The sequence below is a fragment of the Nocardia sp. NPDC047648 genome (assembly GCF_040642815.1).
GTDB classification, from domain to species: Bacteria; Actinomycetota; Actinomycetes; order Mycobacteriales; family Mycobacteriaceae; genus Nocardia; species Nocardia gamkensis.
Map to the genome: position 1 here is coordinate 110557 of NZ_JBEYSX010000018.1, position 21555 is coordinate 132111.

The 21555-nt window shown below is 67.8% G+C and carries 23 protein-coding genes and 1 pseudogene; 4 read left to right on the forward strand and 20 right to left on the reverse strand.

Annotation, left to right across the window (positions count from 1 at the left end; translation table 11 throughout):
• Positions 1-114: 114 nt before the first annotated feature.
• Positions 115-3156, forward strand: a complete 3042-nt coding sequence (locus ABZ803_RS30300) for a hypothetical protein (protein ID WP_357044524.1) — start codon at positions 115-117, stop codon at positions 3154-3156.
• A 151-nt stretch (positions 3157-3307) separates the two neighbouring features.
• Here the strand turns inward: ABZ803_RS30300 and ABZ803_RS30305 are convergent, their stop codons facing one another.
• Together ABZ803_RS30305 and ABZ803_RS30310 are read right to left on the reverse strand one after the other, a co-directional pair.
• The gene (locus ABZ803_RS30305) at positions 3308-5461 is read right to left on the reverse strand and encodes an MMPL family transporter (RefSeq protein WP_357044526.1); all 2154 of its coding nucleotides are present in this window, start codon (positions 5459-5461) and stop codon (positions 3308-3310) included.
• 43 nt (positions 5462-5504) lie between these two features.
• On the reverse strand, positions 5505-5975 hold the full coding sequence (locus ABZ803_RS30310; protein WP_357044528.1) for an EXLDI protein: 471 nt from the start codon (positions 5973-5975) through the stop codon (positions 5505-5507).
• A gap of 282 nt (positions 5976-6257) precedes the next feature.
• On the opposite strand from ABZ803_RS30310, the gene ABZ803_RS30315 reads away from it, so the two are divergent.
• Complete coding sequence (locus tag ABZ803_RS30315) at positions 6258-7160, forward strand: NAD-dependent epimerase/dehydratase family protein (protein WP_357044529.1); 903 nt, start codon at positions 6258-6260, stop codon at positions 7158-7160.
• Positions 7161-7162: 2 nt separating this feature from the next.
• Here the strand turns inward: ABZ803_RS30315 and ABZ803_RS30320 are convergent, their stop codons facing one another.
• The 12 genes and pseudogenes from ABZ803_RS30320 to rpsJ form a co-directional block, all read right to left on the reverse strand.
• Positions 7163-7984: a phosphatase gene (locus ABZ803_RS30320; protein ID WP_357044531.1), complete on the reverse strand. Its 822-nt coding sequence runs from the start codon at positions 7982-7984 to the stop codon at positions 7163-7165.
• A gap of 214 nt (positions 7985-8198) precedes the next feature.
• A pseudogene (rpsQ, locus tag ABZ803_RS30325) lies at positions 8199-8447 on the reverse strand (30S ribosomal protein S17); the annotation flags it as partial.
• 20 nt (positions 8448-8467) lie between these two features.
• On the reverse strand, positions 8468-8707 hold the full coding sequence (gene rpmC, locus ABZ803_RS30330; RefSeq protein ID WP_040864843.1) for a 50S ribosomal protein L29: 240 nt from the start codon (positions 8705-8707) through the stop codon (positions 8468-8470).
• Positions 8707-9123 carry a 50S ribosomal protein L16 gene (rplP, locus tag ABZ803_RS30335; protein ID WP_040864842.1) on the reverse strand — a complete coding sequence of 139 codons (417 nt, stop codon included), beginning with the start codon at positions 9121-9123 and terminating at the stop codon, positions 8707-8709. Before rplP ends, rpmC begins: the two co-directional genes overlap by 1 nt.
• A gap of 3 nt (positions 9124-9126) precedes the next feature.
• Entirely contained in the window at positions 9127-9921 is a 795-nt protein-coding gene (gene rpsC / locus ABZ803_RS30340; protein WP_040774085.1) for a 30S ribosomal protein S3, read from the reverse strand.
• On the reverse strand, positions 9922-10326 hold the full coding sequence (gene rplV, locus ABZ803_RS30345) for a 50S ribosomal protein L22 (protein ID WP_040864841.1): 405 nt from the start codon (positions 10324-10326) through the stop codon (positions 9922-9924). It lies immediately after the preceding gene.
• Complete coding sequence (rpsS, locus tag ABZ803_RS30350; protein WP_039795442.1) at positions 10323-10604, reverse strand: 30S ribosomal protein S19; 282 nt, start codon at positions 10602-10604, stop codon at positions 10323-10325. Before rpsS ends, rplV begins: the two co-directional genes overlap by 4 nt.
• 15 nt (positions 10605-10619) lie before the next feature.
• The gene (gene rplB, locus ABZ803_RS30355; protein WP_040864840.1) at positions 10620-11456 is read right to left on the reverse strand and encodes a 50S ribosomal protein L2; all 837 of its coding nucleotides are present in this window, start codon (positions 11454-11456) and stop codon (positions 10620-10622) included.
• A gap of 33 nt (positions 11457-11489) precedes the next feature.
• Positions 11490-11795, reverse strand: coding sequence for a 50S ribosomal protein L23 (gene rplW / locus ABZ803_RS30360; RefSeq protein WP_029923608.1), 306 nt, complete (start codon positions 11793-11795; stop codon positions 11490-11492).
• Positions 11792-12502 carry a 50S ribosomal protein L4 gene (rplD, locus tag ABZ803_RS30365; protein WP_357044534.1) on the reverse strand — a complete coding sequence of 237 codons (711 nt, stop codon included), beginning with the start codon at positions 12500-12502 and terminating at the stop codon, positions 11792-11794. Before rplD ends, rplW begins: the two co-directional genes overlap by 4 nt.
• Positions 12499-13164, reverse strand: a complete 666-nt coding sequence (rplC, locus tag ABZ803_RS30370) for a 50S ribosomal protein L3 (protein WP_062971941.1) — start codon at positions 13162-13164, stop codon at positions 12499-12501. Before rplC ends, rplD begins: the two co-directional genes overlap by 4 nt.
• Positions 13165-13178: 14 nt before the next feature.
• Positions 13179-13484, reverse strand: a complete 306-nt coding sequence (rpsJ, locus tag ABZ803_RS30375) for a 30S ribosomal protein S10 (RefSeq protein ID WP_003938093.1) — start codon at positions 13482-13484, stop codon at positions 13179-13181.
• A gap of 432 nt (positions 13485-13916) precedes the next feature.
• On the opposite strand from rpsJ, the gene ABZ803_RS30380 reads away from it, so the two are divergent.
• On the forward strand, positions 13917-14393 hold the full coding sequence (locus tag ABZ803_RS30380; protein ID WP_357044536.1) for a hotdog fold domain-containing protein: 477 nt from the start codon (positions 13917-13919) through the stop codon (positions 14391-14393).
• A 53-nt stretch (positions 14394-14446) separates the two neighbouring features.
• Here ABZ803_RS30380 and ABZ803_RS30385 read toward each other — a convergent pair whose 3' ends face one another.
• The 3 genes from ABZ803_RS30385 to ABZ803_RS30395 are packed head-to-tail and all read right to left on the reverse strand — an operon-like array spanning position 14447 to position 17108.
• Positions 14447-15100: an ABC transporter ATP-binding protein gene (locus ABZ803_RS30385; protein WP_357044537.1), complete on the reverse strand. Its 654-nt coding sequence runs from the start codon at positions 15098-15100 to the stop codon at positions 14447-14449.
• Positions 15101-15150: 50 nt separating this feature from the next.
• Positions 15151-16086, reverse strand: a complete 936-nt coding sequence (locus ABZ803_RS30390) for an alpha/beta fold hydrolase (RefSeq protein WP_357044539.1) — start codon at positions 16084-16086, stop codon at positions 15151-15153.
• Positions 16087-16103: 17 nt separating this feature from the next.
• A complete protein-coding gene (locus tag ABZ803_RS30395) occupies positions 16104-17108 on the reverse strand; it encodes an alpha/beta hydrolase family protein (RefSeq protein WP_357044541.1) in 1005 nt (334 codons plus the stop codon).
• A gap of 228 nt (positions 17109-17336) precedes the next feature.
• Here ABZ803_RS30395 and ABZ803_RS30400 point away from each other — a divergent pair, with 228 nt between their 5' ends.
• Positions 17337-18533 (forward strand): lycopene cyclase family protein, encoded by a 1197-nt coding sequence (locus tag ABZ803_RS30400; protein WP_357044542.1) that lies wholly within the window; start codon positions 17337-17339, stop codon positions 18531-18533.
• 25 nt (positions 18534-18558) lie between these two features.
• Here the strand turns inward: ABZ803_RS30400 and ABZ803_RS30405 are convergent, their stop codons facing one another.
• The 3 genes from ABZ803_RS30405 to ABZ803_RS30415 are packed head-to-tail and all read right to left on the reverse strand — an operon-like array spanning position 18559 to position 21238.
• On the reverse strand, positions 18559-19437 hold the full coding sequence (locus tag ABZ803_RS30405) for an ABC transporter permease (RefSeq protein WP_357044544.1): 879 nt from the start codon (positions 19435-19437) through the stop codon (positions 18559-18561).
• Entirely contained in the window at positions 19434-20216 is a 783-nt protein-coding gene (locus ABZ803_RS30410; RefSeq protein WP_357044570.1) for an ABC transporter permease, read from the reverse strand. The genes ABZ803_RS30405 and ABZ803_RS30410 overlap by 4 nt, the downstream gene beginning before the upstream one ends.
• Positions 20217-20254: 38 nt before the next feature.
• On the reverse strand, positions 20255-21238 hold the full coding sequence (locus tag ABZ803_RS30415; protein WP_357044546.1) for an ATP-binding cassette domain-containing protein: 984 nt from the start codon (positions 21236-21238) through the stop codon (positions 20255-20257).
• Positions 21239-21555: the final 317 nt, after the last annotated feature.

Genomic DNA, 21555 nt, shown 5'->3' on the forward strand with positions numbered 1-21555 from the left:
ACCGCCACATTGACCACGAGCAGAGGTCGGTTTAGTCTCACTCCGATCACACATATGTTCGAGCACTCATGTCTCCACCACCCGACATGACACCTGCTCTTGGGAAGGCTCGTGATGCCCGACGAACCCTCGAACGGTAGTTCCGAGATTGCCGCGCTGGCACAGCAAGTCGAGACCGCGCGCGGCAAATTGCCCCTGCAATTGGATCCGGCACTGTTGGAAGTGCTGTCCGAACGCGAGATCACCGCGGAGCGCGAACTCGCGGAATGGATTCGTGCGCAGCGACGCACGCAGCGACGCCGGGAAATCGAGGCGGAGCTGGCCGCCGAGCAGCGTGATCGGAAGTCGGCGGCGGCGCTGCGCCGCTCGGAGGAAGCCGACGACCGCTGGCACCGGCGCGCGCTGGCGGCGCGGCGGCGGGCCTCCAGCGAGGACGCGCGCCTGGCGCAGCTCTACCGGCGGGCGGAATGGTCGTCGCGCGCCTTGATCGCGGTCGTCGTCCTCGGCATGGTGTGGGCCGGGGTCAACGTGCAGCACAATCTGGTACCCAGCGGCGACATGTCCGATCCGCTGTACTGGTTGAGCTACGGCATCGAGGCGATGATCTCTATCCCGATCATCACCATCATGGTCGCGGCCACGACCGCGGCGCGGTGGGGCCGCGAGCTGGCGCGCGGCAAGGTGCTCTTCTTCGAGGCGGCGCTGCTCGGCACCACCGTCGCGCTCAACACCGGACCGCACCTCGCCGCGGGCGACCTCGGCCGCGCCGCCGAGTACGCGATCGCGCCGGTGATGGTCGGCGTCGTGATCTGGCTGCACGCCTGGGTGGCCGCGCGGTACGCGGTGCTGATCGACGGCGCGCCGGTGATCGAAGGCGACCGGCGGATGATCCGTCTCGATGCGCAACCGGGCATGCCGGAAGCCGATGGATATCACTCGCTCGACGCGGCGGCGACAAGCGATCACACTCCTCGGGAAGGCGATATCTACACCTCACCCGTGTCCAAGGATCGTGAAGCGCACCATGACGCGAGCTTCGGAGCGCAACCCGGTCATCCCGGCAGCACTCCCCGTCCCGGGAGTGAAACCTCCGCTCACCGCCCGATTCCGGGCGAATCGGCGGGCATGCGGCGCGACACGCAGGACGAGTCCACGAGGCCGACGACCGTGCCCACCGCGTCAGACGCCGACCACGCCGTCCATTCGCTGACCAACGGCCACACCCGCATCGCGTCGGTCGACGGCCGTCCACTCGGTCGCTCGTCGGTCGATCACGCCCAGCGCGAGAGCTACTCCGCTTCCGGCCCGGCCGACGAGCGTTCGACCAGCGGCCTTACGGTCGGCTACCGGCCGAACGGAACCACACTTCCGCAGGCTCCGAACGGTCTCCCGGTCGAGACCACCGTCAACGGCCATGACCTCTCCCTGAACGGCCGATCCGTCCGGCGGGTCGACTGCGAGACCCCGGTCGACGGGACCGCACACCTTCCACAGATAAACGGACATACCGTTCGCCCGGCCACCAACGGCCACACCGTCCGGCCGGTCGATGCGAAGACCAGCGACTCCCCCGTCAACGGCAGCGCGCACCACCTGCGCGTCAACGGACATACCGTCCATCCGGCCACCAACGGCCACACCGCCGACGGCAGCGCCCATTTCCCGCAGATCAACGGACACACCCTTCACCCGAACACCAACAGCCACACCGTCGCGCCCCCGGCCGACGGCAAAGCCCATTCGCCGCAGATCAACGGGCACACACCCCACCCGAACAGCGACAGCCACACCGTCTGGTCCCCCGCCACCACCGGCCAAGCTGCTCCCGAGCAGGTCCCCAGCACTCCAAAGGCCAACGGCCGCAACATCGAGCGCCCCGGCGACAGCGACGCACACCCCTCGCAGATCAACGGAAACACCGTTCGACCAGCCGCCGACATCGCCGCTGCCCCGGCCAACGGCAATGCACACTCCCCGCAGGCCGCCGACAACCACACCGCGGGCACCCCGGCCGAGACCAACGTGCAGCACTTGCGGGCCAACGGTTATCCGGCTCGGCCCACCCCCGACAGCCGCACCGCTGAGTTCGTCGCGAACGGCGATGTTCCCCACGGGCAGATCACCGGCGTCCACGGGATCAACGGCCATACCGTTGCCGCTCCCGCAGGCGATGGGCACAACATCCGTCCGATTGACAACGGTCACGGTCACGCCACCGACATCACTCCGCACCCTCTTCCGATCGACGGGCACACCGCTTCCCTCGCCGCGGAAGACAACCTGGGTACCGACACTTCCGACGAGAGTGCAACGGCGTCTGTTGTCAGTGGCCAAGATGCGCCGTCATCCGCGCCGGTCACGTCGATCGACGATCGCGTCTCGGATGTCCGCACCGACATGAGCCGAGCGGCCGACCCGGAAGCGGCACAGTCCTTCCCGGTCGCTGCCGAGCACGCCGCGATCAACGGAGCGGAAGCGTCTGCGCCCGTCAGCCGGAAGCCGCGTCTCGAACCCGCGCAGCCCGCTGCGGCCCAGCAGATCTCGCTCGACGACCTGCACGACGGATTCGGTTTCGACAAGCGGTCGGCCCGGGCGAATACCGCGACACGACCGCACGCGAACCCCCTTCCGAGCGAACATTCGATCGAGCGCGCACATCGCGGCGACGACGTGGCCCGGCACCCGGGCTCCACCCGCACACCGCCCGCCGCCACCGCCGACACCGCCGCACAGGTGCATCCGAACGCCACCGCTCCGCGCGCGGCGAAGCGCGGAAAGTCGACGTCCGCCGAGCAGAACGACCGCTCCGCCGACGCGGAGAGCGAACAACTGGCCCTCGAGGAAACCCCCCAGCCCACGCACCCGCGCGTCGAACCGATGCCGATCCTCGATGCCGACGACGAGGACGACGAATTCCCCACCGAGCCGGAGGAAGCCGACACCGACGACGACGAGATCTCCGCGATCGCGCGGGCCATCACCGACCGGCGCCTGTCCGCCCTGCCGATCGAGGAGGTCAGGGAGATCCTGACGCTCGCCGATCAGGGCGGTTCGACCCCCGCCATCGCGAACGAACTCGGCGTCTCCCGCTCCGCGGTCACTCGCGTGCTGGACTCGGCGCTCAAAGTCCACCGCCCCTACGCGGCCATCGGCTGAGCGCCGCCCAACAAACGGTCGCTTCGGCCGCCGGAGTCGCGGGCGAGTTTCCTCCGACGACCTAGCACCGTTCCCCGCCCGAAAAGCTGTGCACCCGGTGGATCCGGGTGCACAGCTCTGTTCCGGGTCGATCACCCGTGCCCAGCGGCTCCTATTCCGATCGGCTCGCGCCGACGGCGGGTTCCACGAGGCGAGCGCCGGTTCCCGAACCTTCGGGCCTCTGATCACCATGGCCCGGCCACCACGCCTTGTGCCCGATGATCGCCGTGAGCGCGGGCGTGAAGAACATGGCCATGACGAAGGCCGCGATCGCGATACCCACCGAGATGGCGAAGCCCATCTGCGCGAGGACGTTGTTACCCGCCAGCATCATCGACGCGAACGTTCCCGCCAGGATCACGCCGGCCGCCGCGATGGTGGGTCCCGTATGCCGCAGAGCCAGTGCCGCGGCCTGTTTCGGCTCGTTGCCCTCGCGGGCCTCTTCCCGCAGCCGGGCGACCATCAGGATGTTGTAGTCGGTGCCCAGCGCGACCACGAACAGGTACATGATCACCGGCAGCGTGAAGATCAAGCCGGTCTCGCCCCGGAAGTGCTGGAACACCAGCACGGCGGCGCCGAGCGTGGCGGCGAAGCCGAGGAACACCGAGGCCATCAGATACCACGGCGCGACCAGACTGCGCAGCAACAACCCCAGCACGATCATGATCAGGATCGCCGCCACCGGGAAGACGATCGCGTAATCCCGCGCCATCGCGTCCTGGAAATCGACGAACACCGAGGTCAAACCGCCGACCGCGGCGGTCGTACCTGCGGGCGCCGCGGAGTGCGCGGTGTCGCGCAGCGGCCCCTTGACGGTGTCCAGCGCGGCATCGGACTCCGGCGCGGCATTCAGCGTCACCGCGAAGTCGGCGATCGTCTTGTCCGCGGACAACTTCGGCTCGGCCACCTGTCCCACACCGGGCACACCGGCCAACTCGTTGCGGTAGGCCGTGAGTTGCTCGGCGGTCAACGCACCGTCGGAGCGCAACAGGACATCCGAAGGCTGGGTCGTCCCGGCGGGCAATCCCTTCACCAATTCCTTGCTGTAGACGACGGATTCCGACGCCTCCGAGGTCGATCCGGAGCTGAGATCGAAGGTCGGGTGGAAGCCGAGGGCGAAGATCCCCAACACCACCAGCACACCGCCGGAGGCCACGGCGAACACAGCGGGCCGACGCCCGAGTGCGTTGCCGAGGGCGGTGAACCGCGCGCCCTTCGGTTCGGTGCGCCACGCCTTGGACGGCCAGAACACCTTGGTGCCCAGCAGCGAGACCACCGCTGGCACCAGCGTCAGCCCCGCCGCCAGCGCGATCGCCACCGCGATCGCCAGCGCCGGGCCCATGGCGCGGAACATGCCGAGCGTGGACAGCACCAGCGCCATGAACGCGATGATCACCGCGCCCGCCGCGGACGTGATCGCCTCGCCCACCCGGGTGACGGCGCTGACCATGGCGGTCTTCGGATCCTCTCCCGCACGCAGCCGTTCGCGGTAGCGGAACATCAGGAACAGGATGTAGTCGGTGCCGACACCGAACAGCACGACCACCAGGATGGCACTGATGGAAGCGTCGATCTCCAGGTCGAAGGCCTTGGCCACCACGGCGATCAATCCGTTGACCATGCTGGAGACCGCCCCGATCACGACGATCGGCAGCAACGCGATCACCGGACTGCGGAAGATGATCAGCAACAGCACCAGGATCAGCACGACGGTGGCGATGCCGATGATCGCCATGCCCTTGTCGCCGGATTCGCGCTGGTCCAGCACCTGCGCAGCCTGGCCGGTGATGCCCGCCTTCAGTTCGGTGTCTCCGACGCGCTCGGTCAGCTTCGCTCGCAGCGCCTTGACCGCCTCGCCTTGGGTGGTGTCGTTCGGATTGGTCACCTTCGTCATCTGCACCGCGATGATCTGGATCAGGCGGTTCTCCGACGGCGGCGTCGGTTGCATGCCGATGACGTCCTTGATCTGCGCGTTGCGCAGGTCGTTGCCGATCGACACGACCGAAGCCGCGTCCGTGTCGGTCAACGGCGTGCCGTCCTCGCGGGCGAACACGATGATCGCCGCGGGAGCTGAGCTGTCCGGGAAAGCTTTCTGCTGTAGCTCCAATGCCTGAATGGACTCGTAATGAGAAGGCAGGAAGGCGGATTGGTCTGTCGTTGATTTGAGTTCCGGCGCCGCGGCCACCACCGCGATGGTGAGCAGCAGCCACAGGCCGATCACCTTCCACGGATTGTGGACGACCACGGCCCCCAGTCGTGCGAACATCTGCGAAGAAATCCTTTCCGGATTCGCCGAAAGCGGCGGTGTCTCAGATCTGAAGGTCTTGCGAGGTCGGGTTCTCGGCGATATCGACGACCGTCCGGTAGATGTGCTCCGGAATCCGGCCGTCCAGTTCAGCGGGCGAGTCCACGATCTCCACCGTGTAGTCACCCCATTCGCGCTCACCGCCGCCGACCCCAAGCAGCTCGCGCCAATTCTTCCAGTCGGTCCAGTCGATCGCGCCGAACATTTCGCGCCAGTTCGATTCCCGCCGGTGCACCACGTACTTGCCTTTACGGCTCACGTAGACGCGCACCACGTTCATCCCGGCCTTGTCGTACTCCCGCGACTCACCGAGCAGCCTGCCGACGAACCGCTGCCTGCGCCCGCCGCCCGGACCCACCCGCAACACGATCTGGCGGAGGTCACCCGGTTCGGCGGGCGCTTTCACGATGGTGACGCCGGATTCCCGCTCCTCGACAGTGCCGGCTCCGCTCGGGTCGTTCGGATCGGTCGTCATGATTTTCCCCGTTTCATAGATCAGTGCGCATCCAGGCATGCGTCTTCCGCAGACCGGCCCTTTTCGAATCCGCCTCTCCGAGCGCGAAATCCATGTTTCCAGACTGGCCGAGCCGCCGTCTCACTATAAGTAGATGTATACGTATAGCGCAAGTCCTGTCCTCACCCGGCCCGATGCGGGACGAATAGTGCGCGGCCGATCGACCGGCCCGAGCGGACGGCCACGGTCGAGGTAACGCGGGCAGCCATCGATATACGCGCTGCTCGATGACAAGATCGTGTGGTGCGTGTTCTCGTCACAGGAGCGAACGGCTATCTCGGCCGGGCGGTCGTTCACCTGCTGAGCAGAGCCGGGCACGAGCCGATCGCGATGGTTCGCAAGCGCGTTTCGCCCTCGCAGACGGCGACGCGAGTCGCCGACCTGCTGGATGACGCCGCGCTGCGCGAGGCGCTGGACGGCGCGGAGGCGGTGTGCCATCTTGCCGGGCTCACTCGCGCGCGCGAGTCGATGACCGAACCCTCGCGGTACTTTCGCGTCAATACGGGCGGCACGGTCGCATTACTGGAGGCCATGGCCGCGGCGGGAGTATCGCGGATCGTCTTCGCCTCGACCGGCTCGATATACGGGACGCCGGAGCGTCAGCCGATGACGGAAAGCCTGCCCGACGCACCGCCGCACCCGTACGCGGCAAGCAAACTGGCCGCCGAGTGGGCGCTCCACGCACAGGCGGGCACCGGACGCTTGTCGGCTGCCGTACTGCGTTTGATGAACGTGGCAGGCGGCGCCGACCCCGACCCCACGCGCCTGATTCCCCGCACCTTCGCCGCCGCCCTGAACGGTTCGGCGTTGGAGGTGAACGGCGACGGCAGCGCGGTACGCGATTACCTGCACATCGACGACGCCGCAGCCGCTTTCGTCGCGTGCCTCGAGAAGACACCGCCGGGTGGGTTCGAGCGGTACCTCATCGGCAGTGGGCAGGGCAGCAGCATCCTCGACGTCGTCGCCGCCGTCGAACAACAGACCGGCCGTCGAATCCAGCTGATCCATCGTCCACCGGCGCCCGAACCGGCCGCATTGGTCAGCGACCCAGCCAAGGCGGCAGCCGAATTAGGCTGGCATCCGAGGCATTCCGAGCTCGAGAGCATAGTCCGCGACATGGCCGACGACCGGCGGAATTCGCGCTGACGTCACCGGCGCAGACCCGCCCGGTCGAGCAGGTAGGTGGTCAACGGCTGGTAGTGGTCGGGGCGGATGCCGTCGTCGAGGGGCACCGTGACGGCGATCTTTCCCTCGGCGTGCCCGGCGAACAGGGCGGGATCGTTGCTGTCTGCGAAACCGACGGTTTCGATGCCCGCTTCACCCGCCGCACCGGCCCAACCGTGGTCGGCGACGACCAGGTCGGGCCAGTGGTCGGGCTCGCCGTCGCGCAACTCCCCGAGCATCGCCCGCATCGGGTGCGGGTCATGCGTGTGTTCCAGCCTGCCGTCGGTGCCGAGCGCGGCAACACCCGAGGTGTAGATGATTTCGCGATTCTGCGGTCCGAAGCGGGTAGTGACCCGGTAGGACCATCCGGCGGCGGGCACGAGCACCACGCACCCCGCCGCACGCAACGCATCCTCGACGGCACGATAGACGCCCAAGAGCGTGTGGGGATGCCCGGTCGCCAGGATCACGGTCTCCTGACGGCGAGCCGCCTGGCCGATCCGCGCCCCCATCGCGTCGAGCGCGTCCAGGGTGAGATCGACGTCGATGGTGTCGGGACCCCACCGATGACGTGGGTCCGGGTCGACCCCGCACAGACGCGCCATCATCTCCAGGGTTTCGGCGAACGTCCAATCCTTCAGCGTCAGGCCGAACTGGTACCCGGGATCTTTATCCACCATCTTGCGATAGTTCGAGAGATTCCCCTCCCGAGGCGTCGCGACATCCCCCGCGATCCGCGTCCTGAGCAGATGCTCCCGCAGCAGCGCTCGGTCATCGGGCCGACCGGGTCGAGTCCCATCTGCCACCGCTCACACCTCCACATCGGCCTTCGCTCGCCGTATCGGTCAGGCCACGAGCCTGCTTGCGGCGCGCTCGATCGCTGCACGCAACACAACCACGACAGTACCCATCGAGGAATACTCCACCGCGATTCCGTGAAAATCGGACATGGCCGGATACGGCGAAGGCCCGCCTCCCGGAACGGGAAGCGGGCCTTCGGGTTTCACGCCGTGGAAGGGCTTACTTGGCCCTCTCCAGGACCTCGACCAGACGCCAGCGCTTGGTGGCCGACAGCGGACGGGTCTCCATCAGCTGAACGCGGTCGCCGATGCCGGCGATCTCGTTCTCGTCGTGCGCCTTCACCTTCGAGGTGGTGCGAATGATCTTGCCGTAGAGCGGGTGCCGGTGGCGGTCTTCCAGCTCGACGACGATCGTCTTGTTCATCTTGTCCGAGACAACGTAGCCGACACGCACCTTGCGGGTGCCGCGCTGCCCTTCTACTTTGTCGCTCATGCGGCATCTCCCTTGCCAGCGGGTCCGGTGGCCAGACCGAGCTCGCGCTCACGCATGACCGTGTAGATGCGCGCGATCTCGTGACGGACGACGCGCAGACGACGGTTGTTGTCCAGCTGACCCGTCGCCATCTGGAAGCGCAGGTTGAACAGCTCTTCCTTGGAGTCGCGCAGCTTGGCCACCAACTCCTCTTCGGTGAGCTCGCGGAGCTCTGCGGCCGGTGTTCCGGTAGCCATCAGAACTGCTCCTCCCTGGTCACGATCCTGCACTTCATCGGGAGCTTGTGCATCGCGCGGCGCAGGGCCTCACGAGCGGTCTCCTCGTTCGGGTAGCTCATCTCGAACATCACGCGACCGGGCTTGACGTTCGCGACCCACCACTCCGGCGAACCCTTACCGGAACCCATGCGGGTCTCGGCGGGCTTCTTGGTCAGCGGGCGATCCGGGTAGATGTTGATCCAGATCTTGCCGCCACGGCGGATGTGGCGAGTCATCGCGATACGCGCCGACTCGATCTGCCGGTTGGTGACGTACGCCGGCTCCAGCGCCTGGATGCCGAACTCGCCGAACGCCACCGAGGTGCCGCCCTTGGCCATGCCGGAACGACCCGGGTGATGCTGCTTGCGGTGCTTCACCTTGCGAGGCATCAGCATGCGTCAGCCCTCCTGTGTCTCTGCCGGCGCGTCGGCCACCGCGGTGGCGGCGCGCCCGGCCTCGGTGCTGGTCGCGGTGGTGCCTGCGGAACCGGACCGACGCGGACGGCTCGGCCGCTCCCGGCGCGGACGCTCGGGCGCGGCGGCAGCGGCGGCGAGCTCACGCTTGCCACCGACGATGTCGCCCTTGTAGATCCAGACCTTCACGCCGATGCGACCGAAGGTGGTCTTGGCCTCGTAGAGGCCGTAGTCGATGTCGGCGCGCAGCGTGTGCAGCGGCACCCGACCCTCGCGGTAGAACTCCGAGCGCGACATCTCGGCGCCACCGAGGCGGCCCGAGCACTGCACACGGATGCCCTTGACGTTCGGCGAACGCATGGCCGACTGGATGGCCTTGCGCATCGCGCGACGGAACGCCACACGGTTGGACAGCTGCTCCGCGACGGCCTGGGCGACCAGCTGCGCATCCGACTCGGGGTTCTTGACCTCGAGGATGTTCAGCTGCACCTGCTTGCCGGTGAGCTTCTCCAGCTCGGCGCGGATGCGGTCGGCCTCGGCGCCGCGGCGGCCGATCACGATGCCGGGACGCGCGGTGTGGATGTCCACCCGAACGCGGTCACGGGTGCGCTCGATCTCGACCTTGGAGATGCCTGCCCGCTCCATGCCGGTGGCCAGGAGCTTGCGGATCGCGACGTCTTCCTTCACGTAGTCCGCGTACTGCTTGTCCGCGTACCAGCGCGACTTCCAGTCGGTGGTGATACCGAGGCGGAAGCCGTGGGGATTGATCTTCTGTCCCATTTACTTTGCCCCTCCCTTCCGGCGGTTACGAGTGGATCCACCGGCGGTGGGGATGCTCTCGACCTCGATGGTGATGTGGCTGGTGCGCTTGCGGATGCGGAACGCACGGCCCTGGGCACGCGGCTGGAACCGCTTCAGGGTCGTACCCTCATCGACGTAGGCGGTCGAGATGACCAGCGTGGCCGGGTTCAAGCCGAGGTTGTTCTCGGCGTTGGCGGCGGCACTGGCGACGACCTTGGCGACCGGCTCGCTCGCGGCCTGGGGCGCGAACTTCAGCAGGGCGAGGGCGTCCTCGACGCGCTTGCCGCGGACCAGGTCCACGACACGGCGTGCCTTCATCGGGGTCACGCGAACGTGCTTGGCGGTCGCGCGCGCAGTCGGGTTCTGAGTCTCGGTCGTCGTCATCGCCGCTTGCTCTTCCGGTCTTCCTTGACGTGGCTCTTGAACGTCCTGGTCGGCGCGAACTCACCGAGCTTGTGCCCGACCATGTTGTCCGAGACGAACACCGGCACGTGCTTGCGGCCGTCGTGCACCGCGAACGTGTGCCCGATGAAATCGGGGATGATGGTCGAACGACGCGACCAGGTCTTGATGACCTGCTTGGTGCCCTTCTCGTTCTGCACGTCCACCTTCGCGAGGAGGTGGTCGTCGACAAACGGGCCTTTCTTGAGGCTGCGTGGCATTTCTTACCTCCTCCTTCAGCGCTTCTTGCCGGTCTTGCGACGGCGGACGATGAGCTTGTCGCTCGGACGGTTGGGCTTGCGGGTGCGGCCTTCCGGCTGACCCCACGGCGAGACCGGGTGGCGACCACCGGAGGTCTTGCCCTCACCACCACCATGCGGGTGGTCGACCGGGTTCATGACGACACCACGGACCGTGGGGCGGCGACCCTTCCAGCGCATACGGCCGGCCTTACCCCAGTTGATGTTCGACTGCTCGGCATTGCCGACCTCGCCGACGGTGGCGCGGCAGCGCACGTCGACGCGGCGGATCTCACCGGAGGGCATACGCAGCGTGGCGTAGGGGCCTTCCTTACCGAGCAGCTGGATGCTCATGCCGGCCGAGCGGGCCAGCTTGGCGCCGCCGCCCGGACGCAGCTCCACCGCGTGGATAGTGGTACCGGTCGGGATGTTGCGCAGCGGCAGGTTGTTGCCCGGCTTGATGTCGGCCGTCGGGCCGGACTCGATGCGGGTGCCCTGCGTCACGCCCTTGGGGGCGATGATGTAGCGCTTCTCGCCGTCCACGAAGTGCAGCAGCGCGATGTTCGCGGTGCGGTTCGGGTCGTACTCGATGTGCGCGACCTTGGCCGGGATGCCGTCCTTGTCCAAACGACGGAAGTCGATCAGACGGTAGGCGCGCTTGTGCCCGCCACCGCGGTGCCGGGTGGTGATCCGGCCGTGGGCGTTGCGGCCGCCGGACTTGGACAGCGGGCGCAGCAGCGACTTCTCCGGGGTCGACCGGGTGATCTCGGCGAAGTCCGAGACGCTGGCGCCACGACGGCCCGGCGTAGTCGGCTTGTACTTACGGATTGCCATGAGTTCTTCTCTACTTTCTGGATTCCCGAGCGCTTACGCGACCGGGCCTCCGAAGATCTCGATGGGCTTGCTGTCGGCCGAGATGGTCACGAGCGCGCGCTTGGTGCTCTTGCGCTTGCCGTAACCGAAGCGGGTCCGCTTGCGCTTGCCCTGACGGTTGGCGGTGTTGACGCTGGTCACCTTCACACCGAAGACCTTCTCCACGGCGATCTTGATCTGCGTCTTGTTCGAGTCCGGGTGCACCAGGAAGGTGTAGGTGCCTTCCTCGATCAGTCCGTAGGACTTCTCGGAGATGACCGGCGCCAGCAGAATGTCGCGGGGGTCGGCGATGGTGGTCACTTGCTCTCCTCCTGTGCAATCGCCGCAGCGTCTTGCGGGGACTCCGCGGGACCGTGCACGAACGCGTTGAGCGCCTCGACGCTGAACACCACGTCGTCACTGTTGAGGACGTCGTAGGTGTTGAGCTGGTCGGGGGCGATCGGGTGCACGTTCTGCAGGTTCGCCAGGCTCTTCCACGCGGCGACGTCCTCGCGGCCCACCACGACCAGGAACTTCTTGCGGTCCGACAACTCGGCCAGGAAGCTCTTGGCGGTCTTGGTGGACGGGGTCTGGCCGGCCACCAGTTCGGTGATCACGTGGATGCGCTCGTTGCGAGCCCGGTCGGACAGGGCGCCACGCAGGGCGGCGGCCTTCATCTTCTTGGGCAGGCGCTGGGTGTAGTCGCGCGGCTGCGGGCCGTGCACGGTGCCACCACCGGCGAACTGCGGCGCGCGGGTCGAACCCTGGCGGGCGCGGCCGGTGCCCTTCTGCCGGTACGGCTTCTTGCCACCACCGGAGACCTGGCCGCGCGTCTTGGTCGCATGCGTGCCCTGGCGGGCCGCGGCCTGCTGGGCCACGACGACCTGGTGCATCAGCGCGATGTTGGCGGTCACGTCGAAGATCTCCGCGGGGAGATCGACGGTGCCGTTGGTCTTGCCACCGATCTCCTTGACCGGCAGCGTCAGATTTGCAGACTTCTTCTCAGTGTTCACAGCTGAGCTGGTCATGCGTGCGCACCACCCTTCACGGCGCTCTTGACGATCACGACGCCGCCCTTGCGACCCGGGATCGCTCCCTTGATCAGCAGCAGGCCGTTCTCGGCGTCGACCTTGTGCACCGAGAGGTTCTGCGTGGTGACCCGGTCGTTACCCATCCGGCCCGACATGCGCATGCCCTTGAACACGCGGCCGGGGGTGGCGCAGCCACCGATCGAACCCGGACGACGGTGCACGGCCTGCGCACCGTGCGAGGCGCCCTGGCCACGGAAGCCGTGGCGCTTCATGGTGCCCGCGAAGCCCTTGCCCTTGCTGGTGCCGGTGACGTCGACGTAGCTGCCCTCTTCGAACACGTCGGCGCTGATCTCCTGGCCGACCTCGAAGGTGGAGGCGTCCGCGACGCGGATCTCGGCGACGTGGCGGCGCGGGGTGACACCGGCCTTGGCGAACTGTCCGGAGACCGGCTTGTTCACCTTGCGCGGGTCGATGGCGCCGAAAGCGACCTGGACGGCGCTGTAGCCGTCGCGCTCCTCGGTGCGGATCTGGGTGACGACGTTCGGCCCGGCCTTGATGACGGTCACGGGAACGACGCGGTTCTTGTCGTCGAAGACCTGGGTCATGCCGAGCTTGGTGCCCAGGATGCCGGCGGCCGGCCTGTTCTTGTTGTCAGTCATGTCTCGAGTCCCCGTCACTGAATGTTGACGTCGACGCTGGCCGGCAGGTCGATGCGCATGAGCGCGTCCACCGTCTTCGGCGTCGGGTCGAGGATGTCGATGAGGCGCTTGTGCGTACGCATCTCGAAGTGCTCGCGCGAGTCCTTGTACTTGTGCGGCGAACGGATGACGCAGTACACGTTCTTCTCGGTCGGCAACGGCACCGGGCCGACGACGCGTGCCCCGGTGCGGGTCACCGTCTCCACGATCTTGCGCGCCGATGCGTCGATCGCCTCGTGGTCATAGGCCTTGAGCCTGATGCGGATCTTTTGTCCCGCCACGCTAAGTGTCCTTTTCTCCGCTTTCCTTCGTGATCCGGAAGCCGGCTACGCCGGTCCGCTGGACCACCCTCATTTGCACAGCCCGAACACACGAAGACGTCTCAGTGGAGACTCATGACCGGGCATGCCCGATCTCGCCGCTGTTCATCTGTCATGGTTCTCCGGTCCACGCGGTCGGGCGTGTCGCCCGTCCGCTCATTCCTCGGCCTCGGATCGCACTGCGTCTCAGACCCGGAACACTGTCCCGGACGTACCCACGCCGGTAACCCGGCGAGGTACATGATGGGGTACTGCTCGCCCCGCCCGACCATCCGTTTCACTGGGAAACAGACATGGCCCGGTGCAGGGCAACCCGAACAGTATGCACGACCCCCGGGAGTCACTTCAAATCGGCGGGGTGTCGAGAAACTTACTTTTGAGTAAGATACGCGTATGGCGAAAGAAACCGCGACCTACCGCGGGTGGAAGAAGCTGCCCGACAACCGGCTGGGGCACGCCCTGTTCTCGCTCGGGATGGTGGCTCGGGTGCCCTACTTCGGCACCGTGTTGCCGAACGTGGTCCGGCTCGAACCGGGGCTGTGCGAGGTGACTTCGCCGAAGTGGTTCGGAATCCACAATCATCTGGGCACCTTCCACGCCATCGCGGCGTGCAATCTGGCCGAGGTCGCCATGGGCATGCTCAGCGAGGCGACGGTGCCCTCGACGCACCGGTGGATTCCCAAGGCGATGAACGTGCGGTACCTGGCCAAAGCCGAGACCGCGCTGCGGGCCGTCGCGAAGCTGCCGGAACTCCCGGATTTCGCGACCATCACCGAGGGCCGCGAGATCGTGGTGCCGGTCTCGATCTACGACAAGCACGGCCTGGAGGTCGTGCACGCCGATATCACCACCTGGGTGACGCCCAAGTAGTCACGAGCCCGCGGTCGGCGCGCGAAAGCCGCGGATGCGCCTGGATCGAGCCGTCACGCGGTAGCGACGACTCGACCGCGATCGATGCGCAGGATCTCCTCCGCGCATCCGGCGAGGTCCGCTTCGGCACAAGCCGAAACGACGATCGTCATCCCCTGCTGGGCGAGGGCTCGCAGCATTCCGGACAGATAGCGCCGACCTTCGTCGTCCAAATCGGCCGTCGGGTTGTCCAGCACGAGCGCGGCGGTACCGGCGGCCAGCGCTGCGGCCAGCCCCAGCCACTTCTTCTCGCTCCGGGAGAGACGGAGAACGGGCGTCGAAGACGAATCCGTCAAACGTGCGAGATGCAATGCCCGATCGACGAATTCGCCGGCCGCGGCTCCGGTGTGACCGGCGATTTTCGCCGCATACTCCACCACTTCCCGGATCGACCAGGTCTCGGCGCCTTCGTACACGTCGGGAACCCAGCCGACCCTGGATCGGACCACCCACGGTTCGACGCTCGGATCGGCGTCCTCCACGCGCAAATGTCCTCGGTGCGGCCGCAATCGACCGGCGAGCATCGACAACAGCGTCGTCTTTCCCGCGCCGTTCGGTCCGACCACGCCGGTGACTCGGCCCGCGGGAGCACGGAATGTCACGTCGTCGACCACGACGACTCCCGCGAATTCGCGGCGCAGGCCCCTACAGGTGATGCCGAGACCCACCGCGGTTCTCCATCTTCGTCTCGAATGATCGTGTCCGGCCTTGGTCCGGATCAGCAGGGCAACGCTCGCTGGTCTCCGGCGAGCGCGGAGAGCACCGCGGCGGCGGCGCGCGGGTCTTCCAGCATGCCGCTGTGGTCGGCGGTGTTGCCGGGGCATCCGTCCTGTAGCCAGACGTTGCGGTCGGCGGCGGCTGGCGCGGCGAGCACGGCGGTGTCCTGCGGCGTGATCACTCGGTCGGCGCGGGAGGCGATGGCCGTGTACCGGACACCGGGCACGGTCTCGCCTCCCGCGTTCAGCCGGTTCAGCAGCGGTGACCCGACCACCTGCTGTTGCCCCGGAGTTCCGAAGACCTGGGCCGCGATCTGCGCGTTACCCAGCCCGAGTGCGGCCAGATCCGGGTAGCCCGCGCGCAGACCGTCCCAGGTCGTGCCCCGGTACGGGGTGCCGAGCGTGACCACCCGGGACACCGACTCCGGGCCGCGAGCGCGCAGGTACTGCCGGATCACGGTGCCGCCGGTGGAGTGGCCCACCAGCGCCACCCGGCTCGCACCCGTGGTCTCCCGCACCGATCGCACGACTTCGGCGAGTTCGCTCGCCATCCGATCGATGTCGGCGACGCCGTAGACCGCCCGACCCAGCAATGCCGCGCCGATCGGCCCGATGCCGCTGGAACTGGAGCCGGTCTGCCCGCTCACCGCGTCGACCACACCCGGAGCGGCACCGAGATTCGCGGCGAATACGCAATGCCCCTCGGCCCGGATGGCGGGCGCGAGCAGGGCGAAGCTGCGGCCGATATCGGTGCCCGAGCCGTGCACGAGCACCACCGGCTCCGGCCGTGCCCCGGTGGGCCTGCACGACCAATCGTTGGCGCCGTCCAGCGGCGGTGTCTCCGGTGCGGCGCCCGCGCTCGGCGCGTGCGGCAGTGCCGCGCAGGCAGCGACCAACAACAGACCGACGACTCGCGCGGTCAGGGAGCGAATAGGCATCTCTTTTTCCCGACGAATCAGATTCCCAATGGACCGGCGAGAGTCGGCCACGAGTCCTTCAGCGCGTCCTCCCAATAACCCCAGGAATGAGTGCCTTCCGGGCGGAAGTTGTATCGCGCCGGAATGCCGAGGCCGTCCAGCCGGTCTTTCATGTTGTGCGAGCAATAATTGGTGGCCGCCTCGATGACGCCGCCGACCACCAGTTGATTGGCGAAACCCCACGGACCGTTCAGCGAGTATTTCCCGCCGTACCGGTCGTAGACACCCGGCATGCCATTCCCACTGGCGATATAGATGGATTTTCCGCGCAGACCCTCGGCCTGCACGTATGGATCGTTGGCCACCCATTGCTGGTCGCCGGCGGGCCCCCACATGTTGTCCATCTCCGCGAGTCCCCATTCCTCGACCGTCAGCCGGACGAACTCGCGGCCGACCGGATCGCTGGTCTGCGCGCAACCGCTGTAGGCGGCCACGCTGGAGAACAGATCACCCGTGGTCGCGGCGAGCGCGAGGGTCGTGGTCCCCGACATCGAGAACCCCGCGAGGGCATTGCGCCCGCTGGTCCTGAGGTACGAGTCGATCAGCGGAGGCAGTTCGCTGCTCAGGAAGGTCTTCCACTTCTGGCGTCCCAGCCTGGCGTCGTCCTTCTGCCAGTCCGCGTAATAACTGAACATGCCGCCGATCGGCGTGACCGCGTGCACGTTCTTGTCCGCGAGGAATTGCATCGCATCGGTCTTCGTGGCCCAGGTGGAGCCGTCGACGCCACCGGCCGCACCGAGCAGCAGATACAACACGGGGCGTGGAACGCTCGTGTCCGCGGCGCGCTGCACTTCCACCGGGATATCGAGATCCATGGCGGCGGAATGCACCGTCAATGTCAGGTTCCGCGCATCGTGCTCCTGCACGGAAACGATGGAAGACTCCGCGGGCGTCGCTTGCGCCGACACCGAAACCATTGCCGAGGCGACGGCGCCCGCGACGGCCGCGGACAACACCAACCGACGGAGGTGGCTTCCTCTCATGACTCCCCTTATCCCGAATCCCGGAACGCGTCGCGTTCCGAGCCCAGGCTATGGTGCGCGTCGAGCCGATTCACGACTGAAGTTGCTGGGCCACCGATTCTGGGGGCATGCGCGAAAACGCGATTACCACCGACTCGGCTCGATCCGGAAAATGCGAGACCCGAATTCCTCGGGCTCGCACGCCGCGAATAGTTGCGCTCGCATCGGCCGAGCGGATTGAATGCCGGTATGGGTGTCAGCGCGGGCCGGGAAGTCGATGTGTGCGTGGTCGGGCTCGGCCCCACCGGGCGGGCGCTCGCGCACCGCGCCATGCGCGCCGGATTGTCGGTGACCGCGATCGACCCCCGCCCCGATCGGCTGTGGCCGCCCACGTTCTCCTGCTGGGTCGACGAGCTGCCGGAGTGGCTGCCGTCCACGGCCATCGCGACCACCATTCCCGCGCCCACGGTCTGGACGAAGACCGAGCATCGCATCGACCGGCCCTACTGCGTGCTGTCCAAGCCGGGCCTGCACGCGGCGCTGCCGCTGGACGACGCGACGGTCGTCGCGGGCCGCGCCACCCGGCTGGACGCGCGCGAGGTCGAGCTCGCCGACGGCACGGTGCACCGGGCGAGCGCGGTGTTCGACACCCGTGGGCTGCCCACGCTCGGCCGCCGCCGGGCCGCGAGCGCGCACGGCATCTTCGTCGACGCCGAGACGGCCGCGCCGATGATCGGCGAGGGCGAGGGCTTGCTGCTGGACTGGCGGCCGGAGAACGGCGCGGGGCCGCAGGAGCCGCCGTCGTTCCTCTACGCGGTGCCGCTCGGCGACGGAACGGTGATCTTCGAGGAGACCAGCCTCGGCCTGCGGGGCGGCATGCCGCAGCACGAACTGCGCAAACGCACGCTCCACCGGCTCGCCGCGCACGGCATCCGGCTCACCGGCGCGGAACCGAGCGAGGCGGCGCACTATCCGCTCGACCAGCCGCCGCCACGGCGCGGCGCGGCGCGCGCGATCCCGTTCGGTTCACGCGGCGGCATGATGCACCCGTGCACGGGCTACAGCGTCGCCGACTCACTGGCGCTGGTCGACACCGCGATCACCGCGCTGTGCCAGGGCCGCGACCCGATCGCCGCGCTCTGGCCGCCGCGCGCGCGACTGGTGTATTGGATGCGGATGCGCGGCCTCTACGGCCTCGGCCGCCTCACCACCGAACAGTCCATCGCCATGTTCGACGCGTTCTTCAGCGCCTCCCCGCGCGGTCAGCGCGCACTGTTGACCGCGCACGACGACTACGCCGCCCTGGGCGCTGTGCTGTTCGGCACGGTCGCGCACACCTGGCCGTTCCGTTGGCGCTACGACCTGGTCGGCTGGCGGAATCGGGACCGCTGGCTGGACTACGACTTCGCCGAACCGCGGCAAGAGGCCGAGCGCCGGACCCGGTGACCGGGCCGGCGGGCGGCACAGGTGGCTAGGGCCCCGTCTCCGCGGCCCGCCGGTATCCCCTGACCGCGGGGTAGGCGAAGACGACGATCATCCCGATCGTCCAGGCGAGCGTCTCGAGCAGCGGCTCGGCCACCGCCCCGCCGTAGGACAACCCGCGCATCGCGTCGATCGCGCAACTCATCGGCTGATTCGCCACCACGTCCTGCAACCAGACCGGGTAGGCGAAGACCGGGACGAACCCCGAGTTGAAGAACATCAGCAGTGTGCTGATCATGCCGATGATGTTCACCAGCATCACGCCCTCGGACACGGTGGCAAGCGCGGTGACCAGCACGGCGAACGCGACTCCGAACAGCACCGGGATGCCGATCAGCGCCAGCGCCGCCACCGGTCCCTGACCGAACCGGAAACCGAGCAGCAGGCCGACCGCCACGACGAAACCCGTGGTCACCAGGACGCGGATGGCCTCGGCGAGCAGGCGTCCGGTGAATCCGGCCGCACGATGCACCGGCATCGTCCAGAACCGGCCGAGCAGCCCGGTCATCTTCTCGGTCTTGAAGCCGAGGGCGCTGACCACCGCACCGGACATCGCCGCGACCAAGGTCAACAGCGGGACCGTGCCGTACACGGCGGGCATGCCGGTGGCTCCGGAGACGGGCTTGTTCAGCACGATGTAGAACATCACCAGAGTCAGCGCGGGGTACACCAGCGTCTGGATGGTCGTCGCCGGATCACGCGCCCAGACCAGCAGCAGTCGCTTGCACTGGATCAGGCTCTGCGCCACCCAGGTGACCAGCGACCCCTCCGGCCGCGCCCGGACGACGGGCAGCGGTGCGGTCGCACGGGACTCGGGCTCCTCGGCCCGGTCGGCGGTGCGCTCCACGGTCGATTCCACCGAACTCATGACCGCCTCACACTCGCCCAGATCGCCAGCGGGACGAACGCCGCCGCCAGCCCGATCACCCACACCAGCGGAACCCACAACACCTGCCAGGTCACCCCGTCGGCCGCCATATCGCGCAAGGCGAAGGAGAACTGGGAGATCGGCTGATTGCGCACGAACGGGCGAATCCACTCCGGGAAGTTTCGTTCCGGCACGAACCCGCAGGAGAGCATGCCGAAGATCAGCGTCGGCAGGGTCAGCGCCTGGCTCAGCGATTCCGGACTCTTGGTCAGACTGCCGAGCCCGTCGGCGCCGATCGCGAGCACCGTGCCGACCGCGAGGGAGAACGCGCAGAACAGCACGGCCTGGCCGACGCCGGCGACGAAGCGGAAGCCGATCAGGTGCCCGAACAGCACCGCCGCGGTGAGCGAGGTGACCGACCGGACCAGACCGGCGCAGATGCGGGAGGTGAAGGGCACCAGGATCCCGATCGGCATGGTCTGCAAGCGGGTGCTCAGGCCGGTCATCGCCTCGAAGGCGGCCAGTTGCGCGTTGGACATCATGGTGAAGGCCATGGTCTGCAACACGATGATCGGCATGACGTACTGGGCGTAGTCGACGCCCTGGATCTTCATCACGTAGCGCAGCGGCAGGTAGAAACCGAGGGTGAAGATCAGCGGCGTGACCATCGCGACGATCAGCTCGCCCTTGGTCGCCATGGTGCGGACGATGCGGCCGGTCAGCGCGCGCCACTGGGCGAACGACGACAGCCGCGCCGCGGGGAGTTCGGCGAACAACATCACATCGGCCTGGACGTGTTCCGAGGCTGTCGCAGCGGTCACGCGTGGCCGCCCGAATGGCCGGTGATGGACAGGAACACGTCGTCGAGCGAGGGGCGGCGCAGCGCGATGTCGGCCAGGTCGACGCCGGCGCTGTCGAGCCTGCGCAGCGCCTCGGTCAGCGTGGCGGCGCCCTCCGGCGCGGGGATGGACAGGCGGTCGCCGCCGTTCAGGTCGGCCATTACCGCGGACGGCACCAGATCGCCCAGCGCGTACGCGGCGGTACGCAGCTTCTTCGGATCCAGCGGAACGACCTCGCAGTAGCTGCCGCCGGTCTTCTCCTTCAGCTCGTCGGCAGTGCCCTCGGCGATGACCGTGCCCTTGTCGATCACGATGATGTTGTCGCTGAGGACGTCGGCCTCCTCCAGGTACTGCGTGGTCAGCAGCACCGTGATGCCCTGCGTCTTCAGCGCGGTCACCAGGTCCCAGACGCCCTGCCTGCTGCGCGGGTCGAGGCCGGTGGTCGGCTCGTCCAGGAACACCACCTCGGGGCGCACCACCAGTCCGCACGCGATGTCGACGCGGCGGCGCATGCCGCCCGAGTAGTGGCGCACGGCGCGGCGGCCCGCGCTCACCAAGTCGAATTCCTCCAGCAAGGTGTCGGCACGCTTGCGGGCCGCGGCCTTGCCCAAGCCCATCAGCCTGCCGAACAGCTCGAGGTTCTCCCGCCCGGAGAGGTTCTCGTCCAGCGCCGCGTACTGACCGGTCATCATGATCGAGCGGCGCACGCCGGCCGGGTCCTTCAGCACGTCGTACCCGGCGACGACGGCGGTGCCGGAGTCGGGGCGCAGCAGCGTGGAGAGCACCTTCACCATGGTCGTCTTGCCCGCGCCGTTGGGCCCCAGGATGCCGAGGACGGAGGCGCGTTCGGCGACGAAGCTGACGCCTTGCAGTGCATGCACATCGCCGAACGACTTGCGGACGTCCGTTGCCCGGACCGCTGGGTCACCCGCATGCGAATCTGCTTGGTTGGAACTCGGCATCAACTCTCCACTATCGGCCGGTGCGGCGACCAGGTCGCCCGAGCGCAGGCGCACGCTCGGATTGGTGATCCGTCGCGCTCGGCGTGATGTTACCGGCCCGATCGCGCGGGGCTTCGCGTCGCGCGTGGGACCCGCAGCAGCGTGCGCCCATTGTGTTCTTACTCACATTTCTCGCTGCCCGTCGGCCGCGCAAGGGATCCACGCTGGTGAGCGCGATCCGGTGCGGCCGCGAGCCGACGGCCGAGCCTTGTCGGCCCGCCGCGCCAGACCATAGTCTGCTTTGCGGGGGAAAACACTCACTCGTCCTCGGCTGTGGG

Excerpts from the sequence above, each read along its gene's own strand:
- rplB (WP_040864840.1), bottom strand. The coding sequence starts at position 11,456 with ATGGCAATCCGTAAGTACAAGCCGACTACGCCGGGCCGTCGTGGCGCC.
- rplC (WP_062971941.1), bottom strand. The coding sequence starts at position 13,164 with ATGACTGACAACAAGAACAGGCCGGCCGCCGGCATCCTGGGCACCAAG.
- ABZ803_RS30390 (WP_357044539.1), bottom strand. The coding sequence starts at position 16,086 with ATGCCTATTCGCTCCCTGACCGCGCGAGTCGTCGGTCTGTTGTTGGTC.
- rplP (WP_040864842.1), bottom strand. The coding sequence starts at position 9,123 with ATGCTGATGCCTCGCAAGGTGAAGCACCGCAAGCAGCATCACCCGGGT.
- rpsS (WP_039795442.1), bottom strand. The coding sequence starts at position 10,604 with ATGCCACGCAGCCTCAAGAAAGGCCCGTTTGTCGACGACCACCTCCTC.
- ABZ803_RS30410 (WP_357044570.1), bottom strand. The coding sequence starts at position 20,216 with ATGTTGTTCGCCGAACTCCCCGCGGCGCGGCTGTCGTCGTTCGCCCAG.
- rplD (WP_357044534.1), bottom strand. The coding sequence starts at position 12,502 with ATGACCAGCTCAGCTGTGAACACTGAGAAGAAGTCTGCAAATCTGACG.
- ABZ803_RS30380 (WP_357044536.1), top strand. The coding sequence starts at position 13,917 with ATGGCGAAAGAAACCGCGACCTACCGCGGGTGGAAGAAGCTGCCCGAC.
- ABZ803_RS30395 (WP_357044541.1), bottom strand. The coding sequence starts at position 17,108 with ATGAGAGGAAGCCACCTCCGTCGGTTGGTGTTGTCCGCGGCCGTCGCG.
- rpmC (WP_040864843.1), bottom strand. The coding sequence starts at position 8,707 with ATGGCTACCGGAACACCGGCCGCAGAGCTCCGCGAGCTCACCGAAGAG.
- rpsC (WP_040774085.1), bottom strand. The coding sequence starts at position 9,921 with ATGGGACAGAAGATCAATCCCCACGGCTTCCGCCTCGGTATCACCACC.
- ABZ803_RS30415 (WP_357044546.1), bottom strand. The coding sequence starts at position 21,238 with ATGCCGAGTTCCAACCAAGCAGATTCGCATGCGGGTGACCCAGCGGTC.
- ABZ803_RS30310 (WP_357044528.1), bottom strand. The coding sequence starts at position 5,975 with ATGACGACCGATCCGAACGACCCGAGCGGAGCCGGCACTGTCGAGGAG.
- rplV (WP_040864841.1), bottom strand. The coding sequence starts at position 10,326 with ATGACGACGACCGAGACTCAGAACCCGACTGCGCGCGCGACCGCCAAG.
- ABZ803_RS30400 (WP_357044542.1), top strand. The coding sequence starts at position 17,337 with ATGGGTGTCAGCGCGGGCCGGGAAGTCGATGTGTGCGTGGTCGGGCTC.
- ABZ803_RS30300 (WP_357044524.1), top strand. The coding sequence starts at position 115 with ATGCCCGACGAACCCTCGAACGGTAGTTCCGAGATTGCCGCGCTGGCA.
- ABZ803_RS30305 (WP_357044526.1), bottom strand. The coding sequence starts at position 5,461 with ATGTTCGCACGACTGGGGGCCGTGGTCGTCCACAATCCGTGGAAGGTG.
- ABZ803_RS30405 (WP_357044544.1), bottom strand. The coding sequence starts at position 19,437 with ATGAGTTCGGTGGAATCGACCGTGGAGCGCACCGCCGACCGGGCCGAG.